The sequence below is a fragment of the Nocardia sp. NPDC058499 genome (assembly GCF_042719915.1).
Lineage (GTDB): Bacteria > Actinomycetota > Actinomycetes > Mycobacteriales > Mycobacteriaceae > Nocardia.
Genome location: NZ_JBHXMZ010000002.1, coordinates 680,230 through 704,522 on the forward strand (window position 1 = coordinate 680,230; position 24,293 = coordinate 704,522).

The 24,293-nt window shown below is 69.6% G+C and carries 18 protein-coding genes; 9 read left to right on the forward strand and 9 right to left on the reverse strand.

All coding sequences use genetic code 11. The features are described from left to right. Window positions 1–114: 114 nt before the first annotated feature. Window positions 115–1,041 (forward strand): cation diffusion facilitator family transporter, encoded by a 927-nt coding sequence (locus ACFWPH_RS08245; RefSeq protein ID WP_378748872.1) that lies wholly within the window; start codon window positions 115–117, stop codon window positions 1,039–1,041. On the opposite strand, the gene ACFWPH_RS08250 is transcribed toward ACFWPH_RS08245, so the two are convergent. From ACFWPH_RS08250 to ACFWPH_RS08265, 4 genes are all read right to left on the reverse strand, one after another. After that, a complete protein-coding gene (locus ACFWPH_RS08250) occupies window positions 1,038–2,510 on the reverse strand; it encodes a phytoene desaturase family protein (protein WP_378748873.1) in 1,473 nt (490 codons plus the stop codon). The genes ACFWPH_RS08245 and ACFWPH_RS08250 overlap by 4 nt on opposite strands. Before the next feature lie 323 nt (window positions 2,511–2,833). Beyond that, on the reverse strand, window positions 2,834–4,129 hold the full coding sequence (locus tag ACFWPH_RS08255; protein WP_378748874.1) for a cytochrome P450: 1,296 nt from the start codon (window positions 4,127–4,129) through the stop codon (window positions 2,834–2,836). A 113-nt stretch (window positions 4,130–4,242) separates the two neighbouring features. After that, complete coding sequence (locus tag ACFWPH_RS08260; RefSeq protein ID WP_378748875.1) at window positions 4,243–4,962, reverse strand: TIGR03089 family protein; 720 nt, start codon at window positions 4,960–4,962, stop codon at window positions 4,243–4,245. A gap of 48 nt (window positions 4,963–5,010) precedes the next feature. Continuing rightward, a complete protein-coding gene (locus tag ACFWPH_RS08265) occupies window positions 5,011–6,489 on the reverse strand; it encodes an LCP family protein (RefSeq protein ID WP_378748876.1) in 1,479 nt (492 codons plus the stop codon). 149 nt (window positions 6,490–6,638) lie between these two features. Here ACFWPH_RS08265 and rfbD point away from each other — a divergent pair, with 149 nt between their 5' ends. From rfbD to ACFWPH_RS08280, 3 genes are read left to right on the forward strand one after another with little or no spacing between them, the layout of a single operon-like run. Next, window positions 6,639–7,508, forward strand: coding sequence for a dTDP-4-dehydrorhamnose reductase (gene rfbD, locus ACFWPH_RS08270; protein WP_378748877.1), 870 nt, complete (start codon window positions 6,639–6,641; stop codon window positions 7,506–7,508). A gap of 11 nt (window positions 7,509–7,519) precedes the next feature. Further along, window positions 7,520–8,431, forward strand: coding sequence for a glycosyltransferase family 2 protein (locus tag ACFWPH_RS08275; RefSeq protein WP_378748878.1), 912 nt, complete (start codon window positions 7,520–7,522; stop codon window positions 8,429–8,431). Window positions 8,432–8,484: 53 nt separating this feature from the next. After that, window positions 8,485–9,558: a sugar phosphate nucleotidyltransferase gene (locus tag ACFWPH_RS08280; protein WP_378748879.1), complete on the forward strand. Its 1,074-nt coding sequence runs from the start codon at window positions 8,485–8,487 to the stop codon at window positions 9,556–9,558. 302 nt (window positions 9,559–9,860) lie between these two features. Here the strand turns inward: ACFWPH_RS08280 and ACFWPH_RS08285 are convergent, their stop codons facing one another. Further along, on the reverse strand, window positions 9,861–11,429 hold the full coding sequence (locus ACFWPH_RS08285; protein WP_378748880.1) for a carboxylesterase/lipase family protein: 1,569 nt from the start codon (window positions 11,427–11,429) through the stop codon (window positions 9,861–9,863). 115 nt (window positions 11,430–11,544) lie between these two features. On the opposite strand from ACFWPH_RS08285, the gene ACFWPH_RS08290 reads away from it, so the two are divergent. Continuing rightward, window positions 11,545–11,766, forward strand: a complete 222-nt coding sequence (locus ACFWPH_RS08290; RefSeq protein ID WP_378748881.1) for a zinc ribbon domain-containing protein — start codon at window positions 11,545–11,547, stop codon at window positions 11,764–11,766. A gap of 277 nt (window positions 11,767–12,043) precedes the next feature. On the opposite strand, the gene ACFWPH_RS08295 is transcribed toward ACFWPH_RS08290, so the two are convergent. The 4 genes from ACFWPH_RS08295 to ACFWPH_RS08310 all read right to left on the reverse strand — a co-directional run bounded on the left by ACFWPH_RS08295 (window position 12,044) and on the right by ACFWPH_RS08310 (window position 16,166). After that, complete coding sequence (locus ACFWPH_RS08295) at window positions 12,044–12,346, reverse strand: SelT/SelW/SelH family protein (protein WP_378748882.1); 303 nt, start codon at window positions 12,344–12,346, stop codon at window positions 12,044–12,046. Between the two features lie 57 nt (window positions 12,347–12,403). Continuing rightward, on the reverse strand, window positions 12,404–12,790 hold the full coding sequence (locus ACFWPH_RS08300) for a YchJ family protein (RefSeq protein ID WP_378748883.1): 387 nt from the start codon (window positions 12,788–12,790) through the stop codon (window positions 12,404–12,406). A 59-nt stretch (window positions 12,791–12,849) separates the two neighbouring features. Continuing rightward, window positions 12,850–13,206, reverse strand: a complete 357-nt coding sequence (locus ACFWPH_RS08305; RefSeq protein ID WP_378748884.1) for a hypothetical protein — start codon at window positions 13,204–13,206, stop codon at window positions 12,850–12,852. Window positions 13,207–13,589: 383 nt separating this feature from the next. Beyond that, the gene (locus ACFWPH_RS08310) at window positions 13,590–16,166 is read right to left on the reverse strand and encodes an AAA family ATPase (protein WP_378748885.1); all 2,577 of its coding nucleotides are present in this window, start codon (window positions 16,164–16,166) and stop codon (window positions 13,590–13,592) included. 482 nt (window positions 16,167–16,648) lie between these two features. Between ACFWPH_RS08310 and ACFWPH_RS08315 the strand changes: the two genes are divergently transcribed. Genes ACFWPH_RS08315 through ACFWPH_RS08330 form a run of 4 tightly spaced genes read left to right on the forward strand, consistent with a single transcriptional unit; the run spans window position 16,649 to window position 24,217 of the window. Continuing rightward, a complete protein-coding gene (locus tag ACFWPH_RS08315) occupies window positions 16,649–19,510 on the forward strand; it encodes a DUF5691 domain-containing protein (protein ID WP_378748886.1) in 2,862 nt (953 codons plus the stop codon). Beyond that, the gene (locus ACFWPH_RS08320; RefSeq protein ID WP_378748887.1) at window positions 19,507–20,613 is read left to right on the forward strand and encodes an AAA family ATPase; all 1,107 of its coding nucleotides are present in this window, start codon (window positions 19,507–19,509) and stop codon (window positions 20,611–20,613) included. The genes ACFWPH_RS08315 and ACFWPH_RS08320 overlap by 4 nt, the downstream gene beginning before the upstream one ends. Further along, window positions 20,610–23,042, forward strand: coding sequence for a DUF5682 family protein (locus tag ACFWPH_RS08325; protein ID WP_378748888.1), 2,433 nt, complete (start codon window positions 20,610–20,612; stop codon window positions 23,040–23,042). Before ACFWPH_RS08320 ends, ACFWPH_RS08325 begins: the two co-directional genes overlap by 4 nt. Then, window positions 23,039–24,217 carry a VWA domain-containing protein gene (locus tag ACFWPH_RS08330; RefSeq protein WP_378748889.1) on the forward strand — a complete coding sequence of 393 codons (1,179 nt, stop codon included), beginning with the start codon at window positions 23,039–23,041 and terminating at the stop codon, window positions 24,215–24,217. Before ACFWPH_RS08325 ends, ACFWPH_RS08330 begins: the two co-directional genes overlap by 4 nt. Window positions 24,218–24,293 lie beyond the last annotated feature (76 nt).

A 24,293-nucleotide genomic window follows, 5' to 3' on the forward strand; every position in this document is an offset into this window, starting at 1 on the left:
GGTCCCCCCCTTTCGGGGGGGGTGACGGAGGCGCTAGGGGGGTCACACCCCCAGAACGCCTGAAGGCCTCAACCCCGCGGCGCCGCAGGCGCCGCAAGAAATCACAGGTGGCGGATGTCGGCTGGTGGAAGTAAGAAGGCGATTCTTGCCGCGTTGACGGCGAATGCCGGGATCGCGGCGGCGAAGTTCGTGGGTGCGGGGATCACCGGGTCGGCGTCGATGCTGGCCGAGGGGGTGCACTCGGTGGCCGATACCGCCAATCAGGGGCTGCTGCTGTTCGGGCAGAACCGGGCGCAGCAGGAGGCCGACGAGCTGCATCCATTCGGGTACGGGCGCAGTCGCTACTTCTATTCGTTCGTGGTGGCCCTGGTCTTGTTCACGCTGGGTTCGGTGTATGCCCTGTACGAGGGTGTGCACAAGATCCAGCATCCCGAGGAACTCAGCTCGCCCATGGTGGCCGTGGTGATCCTGGTGATAGCCATCGGGCTGGAGGTCTACAGTTTTACGACCGCGGTCCGGGAATCCAAACCGCTCAAGGGCCGGGCGAGCTGGTGGCAGTTCATCCGTAATTCGCGCAGCCCGGAACTGCCGGTGGTGCTGCTGGAGGATACCGGCGCGCTGATCGGCCTGGTGCTGGCGCTGGGCGGTGTCGGGCTGACCATGCTGACGGGCGATCCGGTCTGGGACGGTGTCGGAACCCTGTGCATCGGCGCGCTGCTGGGAATTATCGCGGTCATCCTGATCATCGAGATGCACAGCCTGCTGATCGGTGAGGGTGCGACGGCCGCCGAGGACCGCGCGATCCGCGACAGTATCGCCGACGGTACGACTATCGATCGGCTCATCCATATGAAGACCCAATACATCGGCCCGGAAGAGTTGCTGGTGGCGGCCAAGGTGGCGGTGGCGCCCGGACTGGATATCACGCAGATCGCGGCGGGTATCGACGAGGCCGAGAGCCGGATCCGGGCCGCGGTGCCGACGGCGCGGATCATCTACCTGGAGCCCGATCTGTACCGGGAGCCCGCCGGTAAGGCCTAACTGCCCGGGGTGGTGGCCGCGTTCGCGCCGGCCAGCTCCAGCGGGTCGGTGCGGATACCGAAAACGGTGCGCAACGCATGCGCGGCGGCATGTGTACCGGCCATTCCGTGCACGCCGCCGCCCGGTGGAGTGGCCGACGAGCACAGGTAGACACCGGGCAGGCCCGTGGTGTGCGGATTCCAGCGGGGTACCGGGCGGAACACCGTCTGCATGAGAGTCATCGCACCGGCACCGATATCGCCGCCCACATAGTTGGCGTTGTAGACGGGCAGCTCAGCGGCCGTGTAGACGTGTTTTGCCAGGATCAAGTCCCGGAAGCCGGGGGCGAACCGCTCGATCTGGCCGATGATCTGCTCGCTGATATCGCGATCCGATCCGTTCGGGACGTGCGCGTAGGTGTACAGGGTCTGCTGTCCCGCCGGGGCCCGCCCGGGGTCCACGACACCGGGCTGGATGACCAGCGTGTACGGCCGGTCGGTGTGCATACCGGCGGCGACCGCGTGTTCGGCGGCCATGGCCTCGGCCCGGCTGCCCACCAGGTGCAGGGTGCCCGCTTCGGCGCACTCCGGTGCCTGCCACGGCACCGGACCGGACAGGGCGAAATCGACCTTGCAGGAGCCCGGGCCGTAGCGCACGTTGCCGAGCAGGCGGCGGTATCCGGCGGGCAGCCGGTCACCGCCGATACGCACGAGTTCGGCCGGCGAGGTATCGCACAGGACTGCCCGGGCCGAACTGAATTCCGCCAGCGAATCCACTCGATGGCCGGTGATCACCCGGCCACCTCGGCGGCGCAGTTCCGTAGCGAGCGCGTCCACGATCGCCTGGCTGCCGCCGCGCGGTACGGGCCAGCCGCCGACATGCGCCAGGGTCGCCAGGAGTAGCCCGGCGCCGACGGCTGGTAGCGCCCGCGGCGGCCGGACCGCATGCGCGGCGACCCCGGTGAACAGCGCCGGCGCGATCTCCCCGGCGAATCGGATGTTCCAGAACGGCGACCCCTGCTCGAACATGCGCAGACCGAACCGGACCGCCGCCGGAGACAGCGGTACCCGCCGCATATTCGACATCGCGGTATCCACCACGGCCGGCCAGTCCTCGACCAGCGGCCCGAACAGGCCCTGCCAGGCTTTTCCGTCGCGCCCCAGTTCGTCCACGGTGCGGTCCAGATCCCGCCATGCCACCCCCGCGACCCCGGAATCGAGCGGATGCGCATACGAGGCGGCCGGGGTGAGCAGTTCCACTCCGTGCGCGGCCAGGTCGAAGGCCCGGAAGAACGGCGACGCATACGCCATGGGGTGCGCGCCGGCGCAGATATCGTGCCGGAAGCCGGGCAGGGTGACCTCGGCGGTCCGGCAACCGCCCCCGACGGTCTCCCCCGCCTCGTACACCTCGACGCCGAGCCCGGCACCGGCCAGGATCACCGCCGCCGCAAGCCCGTTGGGTCCGGCCCCCACCACGACGACATCAGCCATGACCCGAGTCTATGTTTATTTTGCGGCGCCTGCGGCGCCGCGGGTTTCGGCCCCCTTGGTCCCTGCTTTCCGCACTCGATGCTCGCGGCTGCGCCGCATTGCATCGAGTGCGGAAAGCAGGGACGGGCCGAAACCTTTCAGGGCCTCGTAAGACTCGGCACCGCTGGTGGTCGCGCTGGGGTCGTATGGGCCTTTGCCGGGGCTCGCTGGGCTCGCCCCACCGCTGCGCGGAGTTGGAGCTTTCGGGGGCTCGCTGAGCTCGGTACTGCTGCTGCCGGTGCGTGGGCGGGGTGGCGCCGTGCACGCTTGCGTCGCGGTACCGATCAGACCCGGGTGCGGGCTCGGGCGCCGGTGTGGGCGGGCAGGTGAGAGTAGCCGTGGAGGGTGTACAGGGGCCGGCGGGTCGGGAGATCGGTGAGTCGCAGGTCGGGGAAGGTTTCGGTGAGGGCGCGCAGGGCGTGGGTGGCTTCCATCCGGGCGAGGCCGGCACCGAGGCAGACGTGGATTCCGCTGCTGAAGCCGAGATGGTTCTTGGCGTTTTCCCGGGTGATATCGAATCGGGCGGGGTCGGGGAAGACGGCGGGGTCACGGTTGGCGCCGGCCAGGGACAGCACCACCGTCGAGCCCGGGCGCAACCGGCGGCCGGCGATTTCGAGATCGGTACGTGCGACACGGGCGGTGGTCTGCACCGGTGCGTCGATCCGCAGGACCTCCTCGACCGCGTTGGGCCAGAGTTCCGGTTCGGCGCGGAGCCGGTCCAGCTGGTCCGGATGTTCGAGCAGCCAGACGATACCTTTGCCGATGAGGTTGACCGTGGTCTCGAAACCCGCGCCCATGAGCAGGGTGGCCGAGGTGCACAGTTCGTGATCAGTCAGGTCGCCCGCCGTGACCAGGCTGCTGAGGATATCGTCGCCGGGTTCGGCGCGGAGCCGCTCGATATGGTCGAGCAGATAGGCCTGCACCCGTTCGGAGGCCTTCATCGCCCTGCTGTGCGTCTGCCAGGAGATCCCGAGGTCGAGCAGCGGGCTTATATCGTCACCCCACTCCAGGAACATCTCGCGATCCGAATCGGGGAATCCGAGCATTTCGGAGATGATGGCGATCGGCACCTGGGAGGCGAACCGGGTCACCAGATCGGTGGGCCCGTCGTCGGGCAGGGCGGCGAGCAGTTCCTCGGTCACGCTCGCGATCCGGTCGCCCAGCCGGGTGACCGCGCGCGGGGTGAAGGCGGCGGCGACGGGTTTGCGCATGCGGGTGTGCTCGGGCTGGTCGATCATCAGCATGGACGGCGGGTCCACGGGGTTGGGCGGAACCGGCCGGCGCTGCAGCAGTGCCCGCGCCCGGTCCGGAAGGGGGAGGAGTTCGGGCATTCCGGTGCCGAAACGATTGTCCCGCAGTATCTCCCGGCACAGATCGTGGTCGAAGGTGATCCACGCAGCGGTGACCCGGTGCAATCCGCCCGCACCGCGCATCTCCTCGATCAGCGCGTACGGGTTCTCGATCCCTTCCGGGCCGCCGTTGAGCCGGGTGAAGAGATCACCTTGCCGGAGCTTGACCTTCTTGGCCGCCCGGACCAGCCCGTGATGGTTGACCCACCGATACAGGTACTGCGGTTTCATCCGAACCCCTCCGTCACTGCTCCGTCGCATCCCCTCCCGACGTTACGCAGAACACAGTCCCGGCGGCACCTGCCGGAGTCGGATTCCGGCACCTACCGTGGTAGGACTCCGGCTCAGAGGACCTGGGTGACCCGTTCGGTCTCGATACGCCGTTCCCGCAGCGACGGATCCGGATTGGCCACCTGCACCAGCGAGGCGCCCGCGACGAGCACCGCGAGGTACCGGTCGATCAGCTCCTCGGCGGTATCCCAGCTGCCGGTCGACAGCACCCGGTCGGTTTCCGAGAGCCCCTGCCGGGCCGCGGATTTGCGGGCCAGCGTGAGTACCTCCGGTACCGGCATACCGTCCAGCGCGGCGCCGGTCCCGCCGGGACGGAACTGGTCACCGTGGACGCGGACCGCTGTCGCGTAGTCGGTGACGCCGAGCGGCAGATCACGTACCGGCGCGCCCATCGGGTCGAGCGACAGCGCCGCGACCTCGGGGGCGTCCTCGGTTTCGCCGAGACGACCGGCGGCGGCGAAAACGAGTTCCGCATCCGGGTCCGGTTGCAGCACCACCTCGGTCCCGGCCCACCAGCAGCCGAGCAGGACGGCCGCGGTCTGCCAATGCGCGGGTAGGAGTACCGCCACCCGGGCGCCCGGGGTGAGGCCGAACTCGTCGCGGATCAGGTTGGCGGTTTTGGCCGCCCAGTTGGCCAGGGTGACCGCGGACAGTTCGATACGCGCGCCCGTCGCATCGTCGTACCAGGTGATCCGGGGCGCGGCCGGTTCGCGTTCCAGAATCGGCTCGAGTACCGCTTCGGGGAGGGTCGTGGCCTGCTCTACGTCACGCATCGTCTGCTTTCTGCGTCCAATTCTTCGGCGTCCGATTCACACCGGCGGTCAATTCACACAGGTGGGTCCGTCCTCGGCCGCCGCGATCGGCGGTGCGGGGGGCACCGGGGTCGCCGATGTCGACGTATCGCCGAAATCGATCACGCCCTCGCTGCCGGATCCGGGGCCAGCGTAGTCGCTTGCCAGCACCACGCTCACCGTCCCCGGTGCCAGCGAGGCGTCCGCGACGACCGGGATACCGCCGAGCGCCGCGGCCACGGCTGCCGCCCCACGATCGGTGTCGGAGGCGGCGAGCACCTGGCTTTGCCAAGCCGTCCCGTCCGAATAGTTACCCACCTCGCCGGGGAGATAACCGAGTGTGGTGAGTTCCTGCGATACCGAACCGGCCAGCCCGGAGACCGATGTCGAGTTGAAGACGTCCACCTGCACTGTTCCCGGGTCCGCAGCCGGCGCCGGGGATGTGGTGGTGCCCGGGTCGGCGCTGCCGGATTCCTCGCCGACCAGTCCCGCGACATAATCCTGGACATCGCCGGGTTCGACCCGCACCACCGACTCCCCGGTCGAGGTGGTGCCGTTGAGATCGGCGACCGGGATGGTCTCGAAGGTCACCTTGCCGGCGGACAGATCCTGGAGCTGGTTCAGGAACGCCAGCAGATCCCAGTTTTCGTCGAGCACGATGGTGCGGCCCACCGCGTCGCTGAGTTCGCGTAACCGGGTGGGGTTGCTCAGGGTATCGGTGCTGATCACCTGGTGGACGAGCTGAGCCATGAACACCTGCTGGCGCACGATCCGGTCCAGGTCGCCGCGTTCGAGATTGTGCCGCTGCCGGACGAAGCTGAGGGCCTGCGGGCCGTCCAGTTTCTGGCGGCCGGCGGGAAAATACGCACCGGACAGCGGTTCGTCCACCGGGTGGCGCAGGCAGACGTCCACACCGCCTACCGCATCGGTGAGCAGCACGAACCCGAGCAGACTGACCTCGGCGTAGTGATCGACGGTGATACCGGTGAGCCCGGCCACCGAGCCGATCAGTGCCTGCCGGCCGCGCTGCGTGGATTTCTCCTCGGCGGCTTCCGGTGTGGCACCGTCGGCGAGCATATCGTCCTGCGCCGTCTGTTTGGTGATCCCGTACGCCGAGTTGATCTTGCCCTTGCCGAGCCCCGGGATATCGACATAGGCATCGCGCGGAATCGAGATCGCCGTGGCCGAACTGCCGTCGTTGGGCACCCGCACCAGCACGATGGTGTCGGTATTCGTGCCGATCTCGTCACCCGCGTGCAGCATCGCGCGTTCGGCCTCGGTGAGCGGATTACCTTTCGCATCGGTACGCGAATCCACGCCCACCAACAGGATGTCCACGGCGCCGTCGCGCTGCCCGCCGAGCCCGAGATCACTGATGCGCTCGATATTGGACACCAGCGAATCGACGCCCCGCCAGGCGAAGCCGGTACCCACCAGCACAATCAGAGCAACCGACGCGACGAACACCCGCGCCGGACTCCACAACGTCGGCTCCCCACGCTGCGCCACCTTTGAACTTCCTCTCCCCGTTCGGACCGGTCGAGGACCCCGATCCACTTCGCGTACGCCGTCGAAACACCTTCCGCTCCACGCAGGCTAACCAACGGCAGCCCGGGTGACATCGATTCGGCCCATCGACGGCGTGCCAGACTGGGCCGGTGAACGATGTCGTGCCACCCGGAACCGAACTCAGCGACCGGCTCGTGGTCACCGGAGCCGGCGGCCAGGTCGGCCGGGAACTGCTCCGGCTGGCCCCCACCGCCCGCGCCTACACCCGCTCCCGGCTCGACATCACCGACCCGGCGGCCGTGGAATCGGTACTGCGCCCGGGCGATATCGTCGTCAATTGTGCCGCGTACACCGCGGTGGACGGGGCCGAATCGGATCCCGGCGCGGCCTTCGCGGGAAACGCCACCGGCCCCGCCGTCCTGGCGGCCGCCTGTACCCGGGTGGGCGCGCGGATCGTTCACCTCTCCACCGACTATGTGTTCCCCGGCACCGCGACCACACCGTACGAACCCGGCGACCTGACCGGACCCGCTACCGTCTACGGCCGCTCCAAACTCGCCGGAGAACGCGCCGTGCGCGAGAACTGCCCGGATGCCCATATCGTCCGCACGGCCTGGGTGTACCGCGGCGCCGACAGCGATTTCGTCGCCACCATGCGACGGCTCGAACAGGAACGCGACACGGTGAACGTGGTAACCGACCAGGTCGGCTCCCCGACCTACGCCGCCGATCTCGCCGCCGGCCTGCTCGAACTCGCCGGCCGCCCCGCAGCGCCCGCTGTGCTGCACGCCACGAATGCGGGCCGGGCGAGCTGGTTCGAGGTGGCGCGCGCCGTTTTCGCCGGTATCGGCGCCGACCCCGATCGCGTGCGGCCCTGCACATCCGCCGAATTCCCCCGGCCCGCGCCCCGGCCCGCCTTCTCCGTGCTGTCCGGCACCGCCTGGCGCGATGCCGGCCTGACGCCATTGCGCCCCTGGGAATCCGCGCTCACCGAGGCATTGACCAGGACCGCCCGTTAGGGTGGGGCGCTGTGAGCGCTTCCGATACCCCGGGTCAACCGCATGACCGGCCACGACTGGCCGTGGTCACGGTCACGTATTCACCGGGCGAACATCTCGAGCATTTCATCAGCACCCTGAACACGGCGACCGCGGATAAACCGCAGGTCATCCTGGCCGACAACGGTTCGACCGACGGTGTCCCGGAACTGGTCGCCGAGGCCAACGCCCATGTGCGGTTCCTATCGACCGGCGGGAACATCGGATACGGCGGCGCCATCAACCGGGCCGTCGCCGAACTCGATCCCGACCTCGAATTCGTGCTGATCGCCAACCCCGATATCCGCTGGGGCAACGACTCCATCGACCGCATGCTCGAAGCCGCCCGGCGCTGGCCCCGCGCGGGTGCCATCGGCCCGCGGGTCCTGGAGCCGGACGGCAGCGTCTACCCCTCCGCCCGATCGGTTCCCGGCCTGCTCGACGGCGCCGGTCACGCGATCTTGGGCGCGATCTGGAAAACCAACCCGTGGACCCGCCGCTACCGGCAGGAAAACGAGGAGATCTCCGAACGCGCGGTGGGCTGGCTGTCCGGATCGTGCCTACTGGTCCGCCGGGAGGCGTTCGACTCCATCGACGGATTCGACTCCCGCTACTTCATGTACATGGAGGACGTCGACTTCGGCGACCGCATGGGCAAGGCCGGCTGGCACAACGTTTTCGTCCCGGACGCCGAGGTCACCCACGCCAAGGGGCACGCCGCCGGCCGCAACCCCGAGAAGATGCTGCCCGCCCACCATGCCAGCGCCTACCGCTTCCAGGCCGACCGGCATCCACACTGGTGGCAGGCCCCGCTGCGCTGGGCGTTACGGGCCGGACTTGCGATCCGCTGCCGCATTGCGGTTCGATCCGCACTGCGTACCCGGCAGCAGGAACTCGCCGGCTGACCGGACCGGCCACCGGCCCGGGGCGCGAGGAACTGATGGAACAAGGGAGCTCCATGGCATCACAAGCAGACGCGGTCATCCTGGTCGGCGGGAAGGGTACGCGGTTACGGCCGCTCACTCTGTCGGCGCCGAAACCGATGCTGCCGACCGCGGGGGTGCCGTTCCTGACCCATCTGCTGTCCCGTATCGCCGCGGCCGGAATCACCCATGTGGTGCTCGGCACGTCCTACAAGGCGGAAGTCTTCGAGGAGCATTTCGGTGACGGGGCCGATCTCGGCCTGCAGATCGAATACGTCACCGAAACCGAACCGCTGGGCACCGGCGGCGGTATCCGCAATGTGCTGCCCCGGCTCACCGCCGACAACATCATGGTGTTCAACGGTGATGTGCTGGGCGGCACCGATCTGCGGGCCATCCTGGAAACCCACGAAACCACCCAGGCCGATGTCACCCTGCACCTGGTGCGGGTCAGCGACCCCCGCGCGTTCGGCTGCGTCCCCACCGATGCGGACGGCCGGGTCACCGCGTTCCTGGAGAAAACCCAGGACCCGCCGACCGACCAGATCAACGCCGGTTGCTACGTGTTCCGGCGCGAGTACATCGAGAAGATCCCGGCCGGGCGTCCGGTCTCGGTCGAGCGGGAGGTTTTCCCGGCGCTGCTCACCGAGGGCGCCCGGGTGCAGGGCCACGTCGACACCTCCTACTGGCGCGATATGGGGACCCCGGAAGATTTCGTCCGCGGCTCGGCCGACCTGGTGCGCGGTATCGCCCCCTCGCCGATCCTGCCCGGGCAACGCGGTGAATCGCTCGTCCACGAAGGCGCGGGGGTGGCGCCGGGAGCATTGCTGATCGGCGGCACGGTCGTCGGTCGCGGCGCGGAGGTCGGTGCCGGTGCCCGCTTGGACGGCGCGATCCTGTTCGACGGCGCCAAAGTGGAAGCGGGCGCCACGGTGGAACGCTCGATCATCGGATTCGGCGCCCGCATCGGGCCACGTGCACTGATCCGCGACGGGGTGATCGGCGACGGTGCCAGTATCGGTGCACGGTGCGAACTGCTACGTGGGGCCCGGGTGTGGCCGGGAGTGGAGATCCCCGACGGAGGCATCCGGTACTCCACGGACGTGTAGCGGGTTTTTCGGGGCCGGGCGGCACTCGATTCATTGCGCTCTCCCGGGGAACGTCCCGGCAGGTGAACATCGAGATGCGTGGGCGATATCCGGTCCGGCCACACACCGATCCGAACGCAACCAGCACATTCCCGACCGCAACCAGCACACCGCCGAGTCCAGCGAGGCCCTCGAAGGGTTTCGGCCCGTCCATGCTTTCCGCCCGCGAGACAATGCGGCGCAGCCGCGAGTATCGCGGGCGGAAAGCATGGACCTGAAGGGCCGAAACCCCGCGCCGCCGAAGGCGGCGCCAAAGATACAGCTCAGGCAAAGCCCACGGCGCGTTCGCCCCAGGCGGTGAGTAGTTCACCTTCCGGGTCCGGGACCACCCGGTCGACGGTGTCGATGAGCAGGGTTTCCCGGGTTTCCGGATGGTAGGGCGGCCAGTGTTTGGAACCGTCGAGCGCGGCGGGGACCCCGTGTGCGGCGAAGGCCAGCCAGCGGCGCATCATGCGGCCCGAGACCTCGGCGGCCTGCCGGCGGCCGCCCAGCCAGAAGGTGGGGTCGTGGTCGAAGGTGCCGAAGTTGCCGAAGATGTACGGCAGTTCCGTGGCGTGCCCGGCGCCGACGCGGGCGGCGCGCAGCATGGGGGTCGCGTGGTCGAAGCGGTACATCCAGGTGCGGGAATGCTGGGCATGGCCGTCGGCCACCCAGAGCGCGGGCATCCGGAACGCGGCATCGGTGGACATGGCCAGGGCACCGCGTGGCTTCGCGAGGTCGGGGTATACGCGGGTGATCTCCGCGATACGTTCCGCGGACAGGTCGGGATGGCCGGTCTGGACCTGCTCGAGCATGGTGTTCACTGCCTCCGGGGTCACCGGCATGATCGGCGAGCGGAACAGCCGGAACAGCGAGGCCTCGTCCTTGTTGGTGCCGATGATGAGCGGTACCCGATGCGAGCGGCCGTCGCGAAACCGGTCGGTGGGGTAACCGGGGAGCAGATCCTCGTCCACCACCGGCGCCGCGGCGAGCGTACCGGGGGCCTGCAGCGGGACCTCGTCGATCAGCACCGCGGCCGCCTGCACGATCCGTTCGATCGGGCAGGTCAGCAGTTCCGCCGCGCGTGACCTCGGCAATTCTGTCAGTTCCAGGAAGCGTTGCGCCACCCCGGCCGCGCGTTCCCGGCCGTAGACAGCGGTCGCGGGCGGGCTCTGCGCGATGGCGCGCTGGAACAGGCCCGCGGCCCGGGGCGCGGTGAGCAATGCGGTGACACAGCCGGCGCCGGAGGATTCCCCGAACAGGGTCACGTTGCCGGGGTCGCCGCCGAAGCCGGCGATATTGTCGCGGACCCATTCCAGGGCGGCGAGTTGGTCGAGTAATCCCAGGTTGGGTGCGAAGTCGTCGTGCAGCGAGGACAGGTCCAGGAAGCCGAAAGCGCCGACTCGGTAGTTCACCGTGACGACCACGACATCACCGGCCGCGGCCAGATTGCCGCCGTCGTAGACGGCCTGTGCGGCCGAACCCAGGCAGTAGGCACCGCCGTGCAACCACACCAGCACCGGCCGCGGTTCCTCGGCGGTCGCGGCGGGCGCCCAGACGTTCAGCCATAGGCAGTCCTCGCCCATCGACAGCGAACGGTCCATCGGGACGGTGTTGTCCATATCCTGCGGGGCGACCTGGCCGAAGGCGACGCAATCGCGGATCCCGTCCCAGCGTTGCGGCGCCCGCGGCGGCCGGAACCGGCGCGGACCGGCGGGCGCGGCAGCGTAGGGGATCCCCCGCCACACCGATACCGCACCCTCGCGAGACCCGCGGACCGCGCCGAACTCGGTCCGGGCCACCGGGGCGGGCCCGTCCACGCCAGGCGTTACCTCGAAGCACTGGACATTCATCACAGACCTCCTCTACCTGTGCATTCGAGGGTACGACCGAACTGGTTACAACTAGGTTCCAGAATTATCGCGTTGCGCCGGAAAAACCGGTCCGCGACATCTCTAGAATTCCGGTATGCCGAGTTACGAATTCCGGTGCCGCAGCTGCGGCAATACGTTCGAGGTGAACCGTCCGATGGCGCAGGCGTCGGATCCGGCCGTCTGCCCGGGTGGCCACGACGACACCGTGAAACTGCTCACGACCTTCGCGACGACCGGGCGGGCCGCGGCGCCGGCGGTGGCAGCGCCCGCTCCCGCTGCGGGCGGCGGATGCTGTGGTGGGGGCTGTTGCGCCTGATGCGGAATCGGAGCGCTCCGGGCCCAGCTCAGAGTTGTGTGCGGATACGGAAATCCGCCGGCCGCTCGTGACTCACCGGCGGCAGTGCGGCGCCGCAGATCATCGAGGGCGCCACAGCCTCCTACGCCCGTGACGATCCGATCCGCTGCGACGCGGTTCCCGGGCTCCAGCCCCCGGCGACACGTACCTGGCGACAAGGCCACCGCCGCCCACGCCGGCCTTGTCGCTGTCGTCGGGTACTCCCGACAACCGGCGGTCGACTACCGGCCGCCCCGGTTCAGCCGCCCGGAGTTTCCGGAGTCCCGCCGTGCCCCCGATCGATATGGCCCAGATCGCGCGCCGGGTCAATGCGATCACGGACGCGCTGCTTGAGTACTGCGATATCGGGAAAACCACCGTCGGTTTTGCGCTCCCACACTTGGTCGCCGTCGACGGTGATCCGGAAGACCCCGCCCTCGCCGGGGACCAAGGCAACCTCGCCGATATCGGTGCCGAAGGTGGTCAGGAGTTCCTGCGCCATCCAGCTCGCCCGGAGCAGCCAACGGCACTGGGTGCAGTATTCGATGGCGATACGCGGCATGGCGTGCACACTACCGGCGGCCGAACGCGGGAGCGGTTCGCGTTCCGCGGTCGCGGCTCATTCCGCGATATCGCCGTCGACATAGCACCAGGCTCCGTCGACGCGAGTGAATCGGCTGATCTCGTGCAACCGGCCGCGACCGCCGGGATCGCGGTAGTGGGCGGTGAATTCCACCGTTCCGGATTGCTCGAACGGGCCGCCACCGGTAACCGCCTGAATCTCCAGGAACAGCCAGCGCCGGTCGGGATCGAGGTCCAGCCGCTCGGGCCGGGTGCCCGGATGCCAGGAGCGACGCAGGTAGGCAGTGTCACCGAGGGCGAAGGCGGTGAACCGGGAACGCATCAGCGCTTCGGCACTCGGGGCCGGGCGGCCGGCCAGCAGCGGACCGCAGCATGCGGCGAACACCTCGCCGCGGCGACAGGGGCACGGTTTCGAATCGTCCACGGCTGACGATTCTGCGCGGTCCGCGACGGCCGGGGTCGCCGGGCCGGGCCTCAGCGGGTTCAGCGGCGGACCGCGGCCAGTTCACCGGCGATACGCGCGGTGTCCTCCCGCCACCGGCGCAGCTCGGAGACACCCGGCGCCAGCTCGGTGTCGTGGTGATGGGCGGCATGGGACAGGGCGGTCCACAGTGCGGCGGTCCGCGCCGCGACGGGCGGGCCGGCGACGACCCGCAGGGCCAGCAGCTGCGCGCGCATCGGACAGCGCGCGAGGTCGGGTTCGGTTCGGGCCCACAGCTCGTCCACCGATTGTTCGAGCGCGATCCGCAGAATCCACGCGGTCGCCCGGGACCACACCGCCCCGGCGGCGGGCACCGAACCGTGGAGCAACCGGTCGACCACGACCAGCCGCTCGGCCACCGTGGGCCGCGGGACGCGTGCTCCGGCGGCTCGCCGGCTCGATGAACGGCCCGATCGGCGGGGCTCCGTCGTCGCCTCGCGCCGATCCCGCTTCCGGACCCGTCGCCGTGACGCACGTCCCACTGATTCTGATCCGTTCTCCGGCGCCACCGGCCCGCCGCCGGAACCGAGCGCCCCATCGGGGGCGGTAGGCGCTGCGGGACCCGACCAGGACATCCCCCGGCTTGCTGAACCCGCCGGGGACACCCCTCCATCTGCCGGGGGCAGCAACCCGCCGCCCGCCTGGGGGGACCCGCCGCCCGCCGGAGGCAATGCCCGCTCTGCCATGGGCGGCGGTCCGGCGGCGATCCGGTCGGTCCCGTGATCGTCGGCGTCGCCCGGGGTCATCGGGCCAGCCAGTCCACGAAACGTTCGGTATCGGCGATCAGCTCGGACAGGTCGCGTGCGATCGGGATATGTGCGCCGGCGGTGGCGTCGCGGACGACCTCGACCGCCCATCGGCCCTCTTTCGCCAGCCGTTTGTTCAGGTCCTCGATCCGGCGGCCGGGTCCCAGGACCGCGAGAGTGACCATGGCGCGGGTGGATTGAGCGGTATCGATGCGTCGCTGCACCTCACGATGATCCATGCCCTCGGCGAGCAGGATCCGTTTCGCACGCGCCAGGCTGGCCGCCTCGAGCGCCGAGCGGCAGCAGCTGGCGACCAGCTCGTCGGATATGGCCTGCGGCAGCTGGGGGGTGCGCAGCAGGGCGCGGGCGTCGTCGAGGTAGCGGTGCACCGGATCGCTGGACAGCCGGATCTCCACCACCGACCGTTCCCGGCGCTGCACTTCCAGGATCCGGGCGTCGATCTGCATCCGGCGCACCGCCTCGGCGAGCCGGTCGTCGTGGGTGAAAACCACCACCTGCCGATCCCATGCCACGGTCGCGAGAACGCGGGCCAGGCCGTCCACCTTCGCCGGATCCATTGCCTGCACGGGATCGTCGATCACGACGAAACGGAAAGGGCTGGCGGCCACGGTGGCCCGGGGCAGGAACAGGGCCAGGCCGAGGGCATGCAGTTCCCCCTGACTCATCACCCCGAGGGCTGCCCCGTCGACCTCGTCCACGGTGACATCGAGCTGCACTCGGCGGGCGGAGTTCGCGTTGCCCTGTAGCCGGATTCCGCCGAGTTCGACATTGCTCTGCTGGCGCAGGCTCTGCCACACCCACCGCGCGGTGCCGGCCAGCGGGGCGAGCCGCTCGTCGCGCACGTGGGCGGTGGCCGATTTCAACCAGACCTCGGCGGCCCGCGCGGTCTGCAGTTCCGCCGCCCGCGCGTGCACGGTGCGGGCGAGTCCGAGCCAGCTGCGCAGGCGCGGGACCAACGGTGTCCACGCCTGTTCGAGACGGTCCAGCTCCTTCGCTGCACTCTGCCGCAAGAAACCGAGTTCACCGGACAACCGGTCGTGGACGGCGCCGAGCGTGTCCGGGTCCGGGTCGTGGCAGTCGGTCAGCGTGCGCCACTGCGTCCAGGTTGCGGCCACGACCGCGGTATCGAGGTAGGCGGGACCCGCCGTCGTGAGTTCCGTGGGTACCTCCCCGATCGCGGCGCGCAGTTCGGCCAGCACATCGCTCGATTCGGCGCGTGCGCGGACCAGGCCGGCGGTTCGGTCGGAGAGTTCGTCGACGGCAGCGGCGGTTTCGGACAGCCACCGCGCGTCCAGGCTCCCCCGGCCGCATACGGGGCAGGGGCACCCGCTGTCCGGGCTGGTGCTGCCGGTCTCGGTCACAGGGTCGGATATTCCGCCGAGAGAGCTGTGTCCCGGGTCCTGGGCCCCCGCTGTTGCCGCACCGGGACCGCCGGTGCCCTCGCCCGGGGTCCGGTGTTCCGGGTGCGCGCCGGCGGTCTGCTCGGCCACATGGGAATAGGCGATTCGCAGCAGATCGAGAATGCGCAGATCGGCTGCCGATTCGGGGGAGGTCACCGCCGCCACCGCTGTCCGGGCGGCGCGGAGCCGGGTGAGCAGATTCTCGATCCGAGCTGGAGGGGGCAGTTCGAGGGCCAGAATCGCGCGCAAGGCGGCCGGTTCCGGTCCGCCGGCGGTATCGGACAGCAGGATTTCCAGCGCGGCGAAGTCGGGTTCGGGCCGGCGCAGGATCCGTTCGGCGCGCGCGGCCCGCCGGTCGGTGATGGCGGGCAGCTCGGCCATTAACAGCTGCCGTTCCCGGCGGGCGGTCCGGGCCGCGCTCTCCATTTCCAAGCGTGCGGACCGGATGTGTTCGTGCGCGGCGATGAGATCGTCCATACCGAGCAACTGGTGCAGCGCGTCGAACAACTCACTGGGCTTCCCGTCGACCAAGGCGCCGAGTTCGCTGTAGGACAGGAAAGGCCGATACAACTCCATCGTCGGCGCCCACCGACCGGCGGGGAACGCGGTCTCGGGTGCGCCGGCCCGGCGCTGCACCCACTCGCCTCCGGTGAGCGGTTCGCCGCCGGGCCACGCCCGGGCGATGGTCAGCGCCGGCGCGGGTCCGTCGGTTCGCAATTCCAATTCGATCCGGACCGGACCGGGGTGATGCAGGTTGCGCCACCCTTCCCGCCACGCGGCGGAACGACCGTCCCAGCGTCGATTCGCCCCGGTGAGCGCCAATTCGGCGGCCTCGGCGAAACTGGATTTACCGCTACCGTTGCGGCCGGTGACCAGGGTGAGCCCGGGCCCGGGCGGTAATTCCAGCACGGTTTCGCGGCCGATACCCCGGAACCCCTCGACCCGGATGGCGCGCAGGAACATCCCGCTGAAATCGAAGGCGCTGCCCTCCGCGGGCAGCGGCGGGGCGGCGGCCGTCGCCGCGGCGGCGAGAGCGGCCCGGACGATCTCGGCGACCTCGGGCGGCAGTCCGGGTTCCGCCTCGAGCTGCCGAAAGACCAGCTCCCCCGGCCGGATCGGGACTCGCTCGGATTGCTCACACACAGATTCCACGACTTCTCCACCCCCTCGGGACCACACGCGCTCCCCGGCCCCGGGCGTGATCGAACGATCGAAAGCTGTGCCGAACGCTACCGGATAACGGCCCGATAGTGCAGTGGGGAAGGGAGGGCACGCGTCCGGGACGGTGCGACAGTGGCGTTTCCGGACCGAATACGCGAGGGATGGAGAGGCGAACCTGCCCGCGGGGATGGGATCTGGTCATCGGCCGATCCGACTCCGGCCGATGGCCACCCCTCGCCAACCCCGTCGGGCAGCTCGTTGGTGTCACCCACCAGGGGTGGCTCGGTCTTGCCGAACAGGACAGGATGCCAGAGGTATCCGGATTGCGCAACCGCAGGCGTACGCGAATACCTCTCGGCGACAACCTCTTCCACATCCCAGCGGCGGTGACACGTTTGTGTCGGTGCGGTGCGATACAACTCTTCGGACCGAGGAAACGGGGGCATGATGATCGAACGATACGGACTCACCGGATGACGCCGCAGTGGTCGGAGAACCAGGTGACAGCACTCGCGCCGGATACGAGTTCACTCACCGCCGCGCGCAAACTCGCCGGGAAATGGTCGGGCACCGGCTGGTGCGGAACCACACTGTGGGGATTGTGCAAAGGCAGCGGCCGGACGCCCTACCAGACGATCGTCGATCTGTCCGGGCCGGCGTTCCGGTGCTCGTGCCCGAGCCGGAAATTTCCCTGCAAACATGCGTTGTCGTTACTACTGCTGTGGTCCGGCGGGACGGTCGAGGAAACCGGCGAAACGGCCGATTTCGCCGCCGAGTGGATCGGCCGCCGGGCGGCGGCCGCCGCCGCACCGAAGAAGAAACGCGTGCCGAGCACGGCCGCGGCGCAGCAGCGGCACGAGCGGGTCACGGCGGGCTTGGCCGAACTCGAAACCTGGCTGACCGACCAGATCCGCACGGGGCTGGCCCAGACGGACCGCTCCCCTGCCGCGTTCGAAGCCGTGGCCGCACGCATGGTCGATGCGCAGGCACCCGGTATCGCCGCCGCGCTGCGCCGATTACCGGCGGCGGTGGTCGGGCGGTCCAACTGGCCCGAAGTGGTACTGGGCCGGTTCGCCTGGCTGCGGCTACTGCTGGTGGCCCACGCGACACTGGATACGTCGGCGGCGCCCTCGGCCGCGACCGTTCGCACCCATATCGGCTATCCGACGACGACGGATACCGTTCTCGCCGAACCGGGAGTGCGTGACCGGTGGGTCACGCTGGGAATACGCACCGGCGAACAAGAAGGGCTCCACACCCGTCGCAGCTGGTTGTACGGGGTGCGCACCCGCCGCCGGGCAATGCTGATCGACCATTCCCACGGTTCGCCGGCGTTCGACACCGAGGTCCCACCGATCGGCCTGGTGGCGGAAGCGGGCCTGCACTTCTATCCGGCGGCCGCACCGCTGCGTGCCGTGGCCGGCTCCGATTCGGCCGCGCCCATGCCGGATACCGGCGCAATCGCGGCCATGTCCGGGTCCGGCACGATCGCCGACGCGTTGGGTGAATTCGCCACGGCCGCCGCGGCCGACCCGTGGCTGGAGTCCTGGCCGGTGCTGCTGCGCACGGTCGTCCCGGTCGAGCGGGCCGGCGATTGGCTGCTCGCCGAACCCGACGGCACCGCGATACCCCTGGTGGAACCCGCCGAACCGTGGCGGCTCCTGGCCTTGTCCGGAGGGCGGCCGGTCGCCGTTTTCGGCCTCTGGACGGGGCGGGCGCTGGAAGCCGTATCGGTGCTCGCCGGTGGGGAGTTCCACGACGCCGGTCCCGTTGCCGATACCGCCCATACCGCCTTCGCCGCCGGCCCGGAGGCAGCTTCGATCGCCTTACTCGGCACCGCCCGGGGCGCCGCCGCACTCCCGGCGCTTCCCGGCCCGGTCGGCGCGGCCGCCGCGGCATTGCCCGGTACGGACGCGGCCTGCCGGCTACTGGACGCCACAGCGCTGGAAATGGCCTGGTTGCGTGGCGGATATGTACCGGTGCACGCCGAATTGCCCGCGGAGCCCGCCGCCGAGGATTTGCGGCCGGTACTGCCCCCGGCCGCGGCCGACCGCCTGGCCGTGCTGATCGAATCCCGGCCGGAATTCCTCCCGGAATGGTTCGCCGCCGCCGCACCGCACGACTACCGCGCACCGGATCGACTGGCCGGGCAACTGCTCGACTTCGCCGCACGCGATACCGGCCTCCGGGAAGCTGCCCTGCGGCTCGCCGGCACCCGGGGCCGCTGGCTCGCGGAATCCATTCCCCGCTGGCACAGTCTCGTTCGGCGCGATACCGCAGACCCCGAACCGGACGCCGACACCTGGCGGCTTGGCCTGCCACCGGAACGGATCCGGTGGCTGGCCGGGCTGCGCCACCGCGACCCGGCCGCCGCGCGCGAAGCCCTCGAGGCGGCCTGGCCACGTGAATCGGGCGAACCGAAGGCCGAACTGCTGGCTGTTCTGTCCGACGGACTGGGGCCGGCGGACGAGGCCCTGCTCGAACGTGCCCTGCGTGATCGCCGCGGCGATGTGCGCCGCACGGCCGCCGGACTACTGGCCCGGCTACCCGATTCGGCCTTGGCCGGCCGGATGTCCGCACGGGCCGCAACTTGGCTGAAGTACGGAGCCGGTGGGCCGGAGCAGACCGCGGAGCTGGTAGTGGACATCCCGGAAACCCTGGACTCCGACACGGTGCGCGACGGTTTCACCGATAACGCCGTGGCATCCGGCTACCGCTGGAACGGACAGCCCGACCTGACTGCCGCCCGGCTGCGCAGGCTCGTAGCCAATCTCCCGCTCGCTCAGTGGACCACCACCCTGGGCCCCCCGGACCGAGCAGTAGCGACCCGCATCGACGACCGGTTCCGGCAGCCGCTGTTCGACGGCTGGATGGACGCGGCACTCACCCAGCGTGATCCCGGATGGGCCGCCGCCCTGTTCGCCGCGGGCACTCCCTCGAATGCGGCGATCCTGCGGCGCCGGGAGTTGTTCGCCCTGATCCCGGCCGCCGACCAGGCGCGCCACCTGGCCCGTTTGGATGCCTCATGGCTGTCCGAAATCGAATCGCTGTTACCGGCCGTGGCCCAGCCGTGGCCGCCCGAAGTGGCCGGGCATCTGCTGCATCTGTTCGCCGAGCGGGCCCGGACCGCGGAACGCCGCCCGGGTGCACCGGGAACCCCGCCGACCGCGCACCGTTCACTGCTGCACACCGCCGCCCGCCATATGCCACCCGACTGCGAACAGGCAGCCGTCACGATGGCGAACCGCTGCACCGACAAGGAGTGGACGATGGCCCTCCTCCTGCTCGGTCATGAACTCCACCAACGATCCGTCATGCTCGAGGAGCTGAATTGACCACCACCGAAACCGCCCCGCCCGCACCGCTGCTGCGCCCGCACGCGGAACAGGCATTCGCCGCCGAACTGAGCGCACTCGCCGCCGCCGACGACCGGCCCCGCCCACCGTCGTGGAAGCTTTCGCCCTGGGCGGTGGTGACCTACCTGCTCGGCGGCACCCTCGACGACGCAACGGTGATCACCCCCAAATACGTCGGCCCGCGCCGGCTGATGGAGGTCGCGGTCGCCACCCTCGCCACCGATCGCGCCCTCCTGCTGCTCGGCGTTCCCGGTACCGCGAAGACCTGGGTTTCCGAACATCTTTCGGCGGCGGTGAGCGGATCGTCCACGCTACTGGTCCAGGGCACCTCGGGCACCGCCGAGGAGGCCGTCCGGTACGGCTGGAACTACGCCAGGCTGCTCGCCGAGGGTCCCACCGACGCCGCCCTGGTGGCCTCACCGATCCTCACCGCGATGCGCACGGGTGCCATCGCGCGGCTCGAGGAACTGACCCGGATCCCCTCCGATGTGCAGGATGCGCTGATCACCATCCTGTCCGAGAAAACCCTGCCGATCCCGGAACTCGGGACAGAAGTACAGGCCGCCAAGGGGTTCAACATCATCGCCACCGCCAACGATCGCGACCGCGGCGTGAACGAACTGTCCTCGGCCCTGCGCCGCCGCTTCAATACGGTGGTCCTGCCGCTTCCCGGCAGCGAGGCCGAAGAGATCGATATCGTCACCCGCCGGGTCGCGCAATTGGGGTCGGCACTGGAGTTGCCCGAGGTTCCGGCGGCCGCCGAGGAGGTGCGCCGGGTGGTGCGGATCTTCCGGGAGTTGCGCGCCGGTATCACGGCCGACGGCCGGACCAAACTCAAATCACCGTCCGGAACGCTGTCGACCGCCGAAGCCATCTCGGTGATCACCAACGGAATGGCGCTGTCGGCGCATTTCGGTGACGGCGTCCTGCGGGCCGCGGATATCGCGGGCGCGGTAATCGGTTCGGTGATCAAGGATCCGGTCGCGGATTCGGTGGTGTGGACGGAGTACCTCGAGGCCGTGGTCCGCGAACGCGACGAATGGTCCGATTTCTACCGTGCCTGCCGGGAGATCACCGGATGAGTGAGTCCGGCCCGGAGGAGCCGGGCGAGACCCGGGTCTACGGAATACGGCACCACGGGCCCGGTTCGGCTCGATCGCTGCGCTCGGCGCTCGAAGAGTTCCGGCCGGATATGGTCCTGATCGAGGGGCCGGCAGATGCGGACCCACTGGTCCCCCACATAGCCGCCGATGCGATGGAACCGCCGGTAGCGCTACTCGGTTACGTTGCCGACGAACCGGCGCGCGCGGCGTTCTGGCCGTACGCGGTGTTCTCCCCGGAGTGGCAGGCACTGCGCTACGCCGTCGGAAACGGTATAGCGGTGCGGTTCTGCGACCTACCCGCGTCGGCGGCGCTGGCCGTCGAAGACAGCGGTGGCGGCCGCGACGCCCTCGCCGAATTGGCCGCCGCGGGCGGCTATGACGACGCGGAGCGCTGGTGGGATGCTGTGGTCGAATCGAGCACCGACGCCGGAACTTTCCCCGCCATCACCGAGGCCATGGCGGCTCTGCGCGACCACGCCCGCACCGAGTTGCCTTCCGATGTCCCTGCGGCCGACTCGACAGCCGGCCGCAGCGCACCAGAATTGCACCTGGGCACCGCATCGACCGAACCCGGCGATCCGCGATCTCGCGGTTCGTACCGGCCGGGCAAGGCGGCTGACGTATCCGCCGACTTGCTGCCGAGCCGATCGCAGGCCACGCGCGACATCGCGGGAGAGACCGGCGCCGGCGCCCACGGCGAGGCAGGCCCGGATCCGCTGGTTCTCGATCGGCACACGCTTGTCCGTGAGGCGCATATGCGGCAGGTGCTGCGGCAGGCCCGTAAGGACGGTGCCCGGCGGATCGCTGTCGTCTGTGGCGCGTGGCATGCGCCCGCGCTGTGCGATCCACTCGGCCCGGCGAACGCCGATCGACATCTGCTGAAGGGCCTTCCGAAGGTGAAGGCGAAGTTGACCTGGGTGCCGTGGACGCATTCCCTCCTCGCCGCGGCCTCCGGCTACGGTGCGGGCGTCACTTCCCCCGGTTGGTACCACCATCTGTTCACCGTCACCGAGCATCCGATCGTCTCCTGGCTCACCAAGGTCGCACGGCTGCTGCGCGATCATGATCTGCCGGTGTCCAGTGCCCATATCATCGAGGCCGTCCGGCTGGCGGAAACCCTTGCTGCCCTGCGCTCACGGCCACTGGCGGGACTGTCCGAGGTCACCGAGGCGACCCGGGCGGTGTTGTGCGAGGGTGACGATACGGTGTTGCGGCTGGTCGGTGCCGAGCTCGTGGTGGGTGAGGCGCTCGGCGCCGTCCCGGCCGAAACCCCCACCGTGCCGCTGGCGGCCGATCTCCGTGCACAGGCGCGCACGCTGCGACTGAAACAGGAGGCCCTGTCCCGGACGCTGGACCTGGATCTGCGCAAGGACCGCGATATCGCCAAATCACGGCTGCTGCATCGGCTGCGACTGCTGGGCGTGCACTGGGGTATTCCCGCGGCCGGGACGGCCGGATCCACCGGAACATTCCGGGAATCCTGGGAACTGCGCTGGGAACCCGAATTCGCGGTCCGGGTGATCGAGGCGGCCCGCTGGGGTACCACGGTGCAGGCGGCCGCCGAGGCGAAGATCCTCGATACGGCGGGCCGGGACGGCAGCGCTGTGGCCGAATTGACCGACGCCCTGGAATTCGCGCTGCTGGCCGAGCTACCGGGTGCTCTCGACGGCCTGATCCGGCGGCTCGGTTCCGCGGCCGCGATCGACCACGACATCACCCACCTGCTCGCCGCGCTCCCGGGTGTGCTGCGCACCCTGCGCTACGGCGATGTGCGCGGCACCGATACCTCGGCTCTGGCCCAGGTCGCCGACAGCATGCTCGTTCGGATCTGTGCCGGTCTCCCGGCGGCGGTCACGGGGCTCGGCGACGATACCGCCGCCGCCCTGCGCGCACAGCTCGATGGGTTGAACACCGCGATACACACCCGCGACGACCCCGAGTCCACCGAACGCTGGCTGGCGGCACTGGGGCGGATGGCGGACCGCACGGATATCCACGGGATGCTCACCGGCCGGGTGGTCCGGCTGCTCTGCGATGCCGGCCGGTTCGAATCGGACGAGGCCTCCCGCAGGCTGGCCGCCGCGCTGTCGATCGGCAATACCGCGGCCGCGAAGGCCGCATGGGTGGACGGTTTCGTCGGCGGGCGGGGGCTGGTGCTGGTTCACGACCGGGCCCTGCTGCGTCTGGTCGACGACTGGCTCGCCGGGCTCACCGGCGAGCAGTTCATGGAAGTGGTGCCGCTGCTGCGGCGTACCTTCGGTGCCTTCGAGTCCGGGGAACGCCGGGCCATCGGATCGGCCGTCCGCGATACCGGGCAAGAGGTACCGGCGGCGCACACCGATATCGATTCCGGACGTGGCGCACTCGTATTGCGCGCTGTCGCAGACATTTTGGGGGTACCGGCATGAACAGCACCGCACCGCACCCGGCCTCGGACGAGGAGCGGCTGCGCCGGTGGCGCCTCGTCTTGGGCGGCGCGGCCGGTCCCGCGCTCGGCGAGCTCACCGGAGCAGACGATGCGGCCGTCGACAAGGCGCTGGGCGCCGTGTACGACGCGAATCGCGGGGCCGGCCGTCCGGGCGGTGACCGATCCGCCGGCCTCGGTGGATCGGCACCGCGGGTGGCGCGCTGGCTCGGCGATATCCGCACCTATTTTCCGTCGACCGTGGTCGAGGTGATGCAGCGGGATGCGGTAGAGCGACTGGGCCTCACGCAGTTGCTGCTGGAGCCCGAACTCATGGAGGCAGTCGAACCCGACGTTCATCTGGTCGGCACACTGCTCAGCCTGAACCGGGCGATCCCGGAGACCACCAAATCGACCGCCCGGATGGTGGTCGGCAAAGTCGTCAAGGAAATCGAGGAGCGGATCGCCGCCCGTACCGTCGCCGCGGTGAGCGGGGCACTCAACCGGGCCACCCGCACCATCCGGCCCAAACCCCGCGATATCGACTTCGATCGCACCATCCGCAAGAACCTCGCCAACTATCTGCCCGAGCAGCGCACCATCATCGCCGAACATCTGGTCGGATACGGCCGCCGGTCGCAGGCGGTGCACCGGGACGTGATCCTGGCCATCGATCAGTCCGGGTCGATGGCTTCCAGCGTCGTGTACTCCTCGGTGTTCGGCGCGGTCCTGGCCTCCATGCGTGCGCTGCGCACCTCGCTGGTGGTCTTCGATACCGAGGTCGTCGATCTCACCGATAAACTCAGCGATCCGGTCGATGTGCTGTTCGGTACCCAGCTCGGCGGCGGCACCTATATCAATCGGGCCATCGCCTACTGCCAGTCACTCATCACGCGCCCCACCGACAGCTTGTTCTTCCTGATCTCGGATCTCTACGAGGGCGGCGTCCGCGAGGAGATGCTGCGCCGGATCAACGCGATGAAGGAAGCCGGGGTGCAGGTAGTGGTGCTGCTGGCGCTCTCCGACGACGGCGCCCCCTCCTACGATCGCGAGAACGCCGCCGCACTGGCCGCACTCGGCGTTCCCGCGTTCGCCTGCACCCCGGACCGTTTCCCGGACCTCCTGGCCGAAGCCCTCAACCGCGGCGACCTCCGCCACTGGGACACCGACCGGACGTAACTCGACCGCACGACCAGCCGGCACAAACACCAGGCACCCCCGCCCCCACTCAGGAGCCCCTCGACCCCGTGCACCC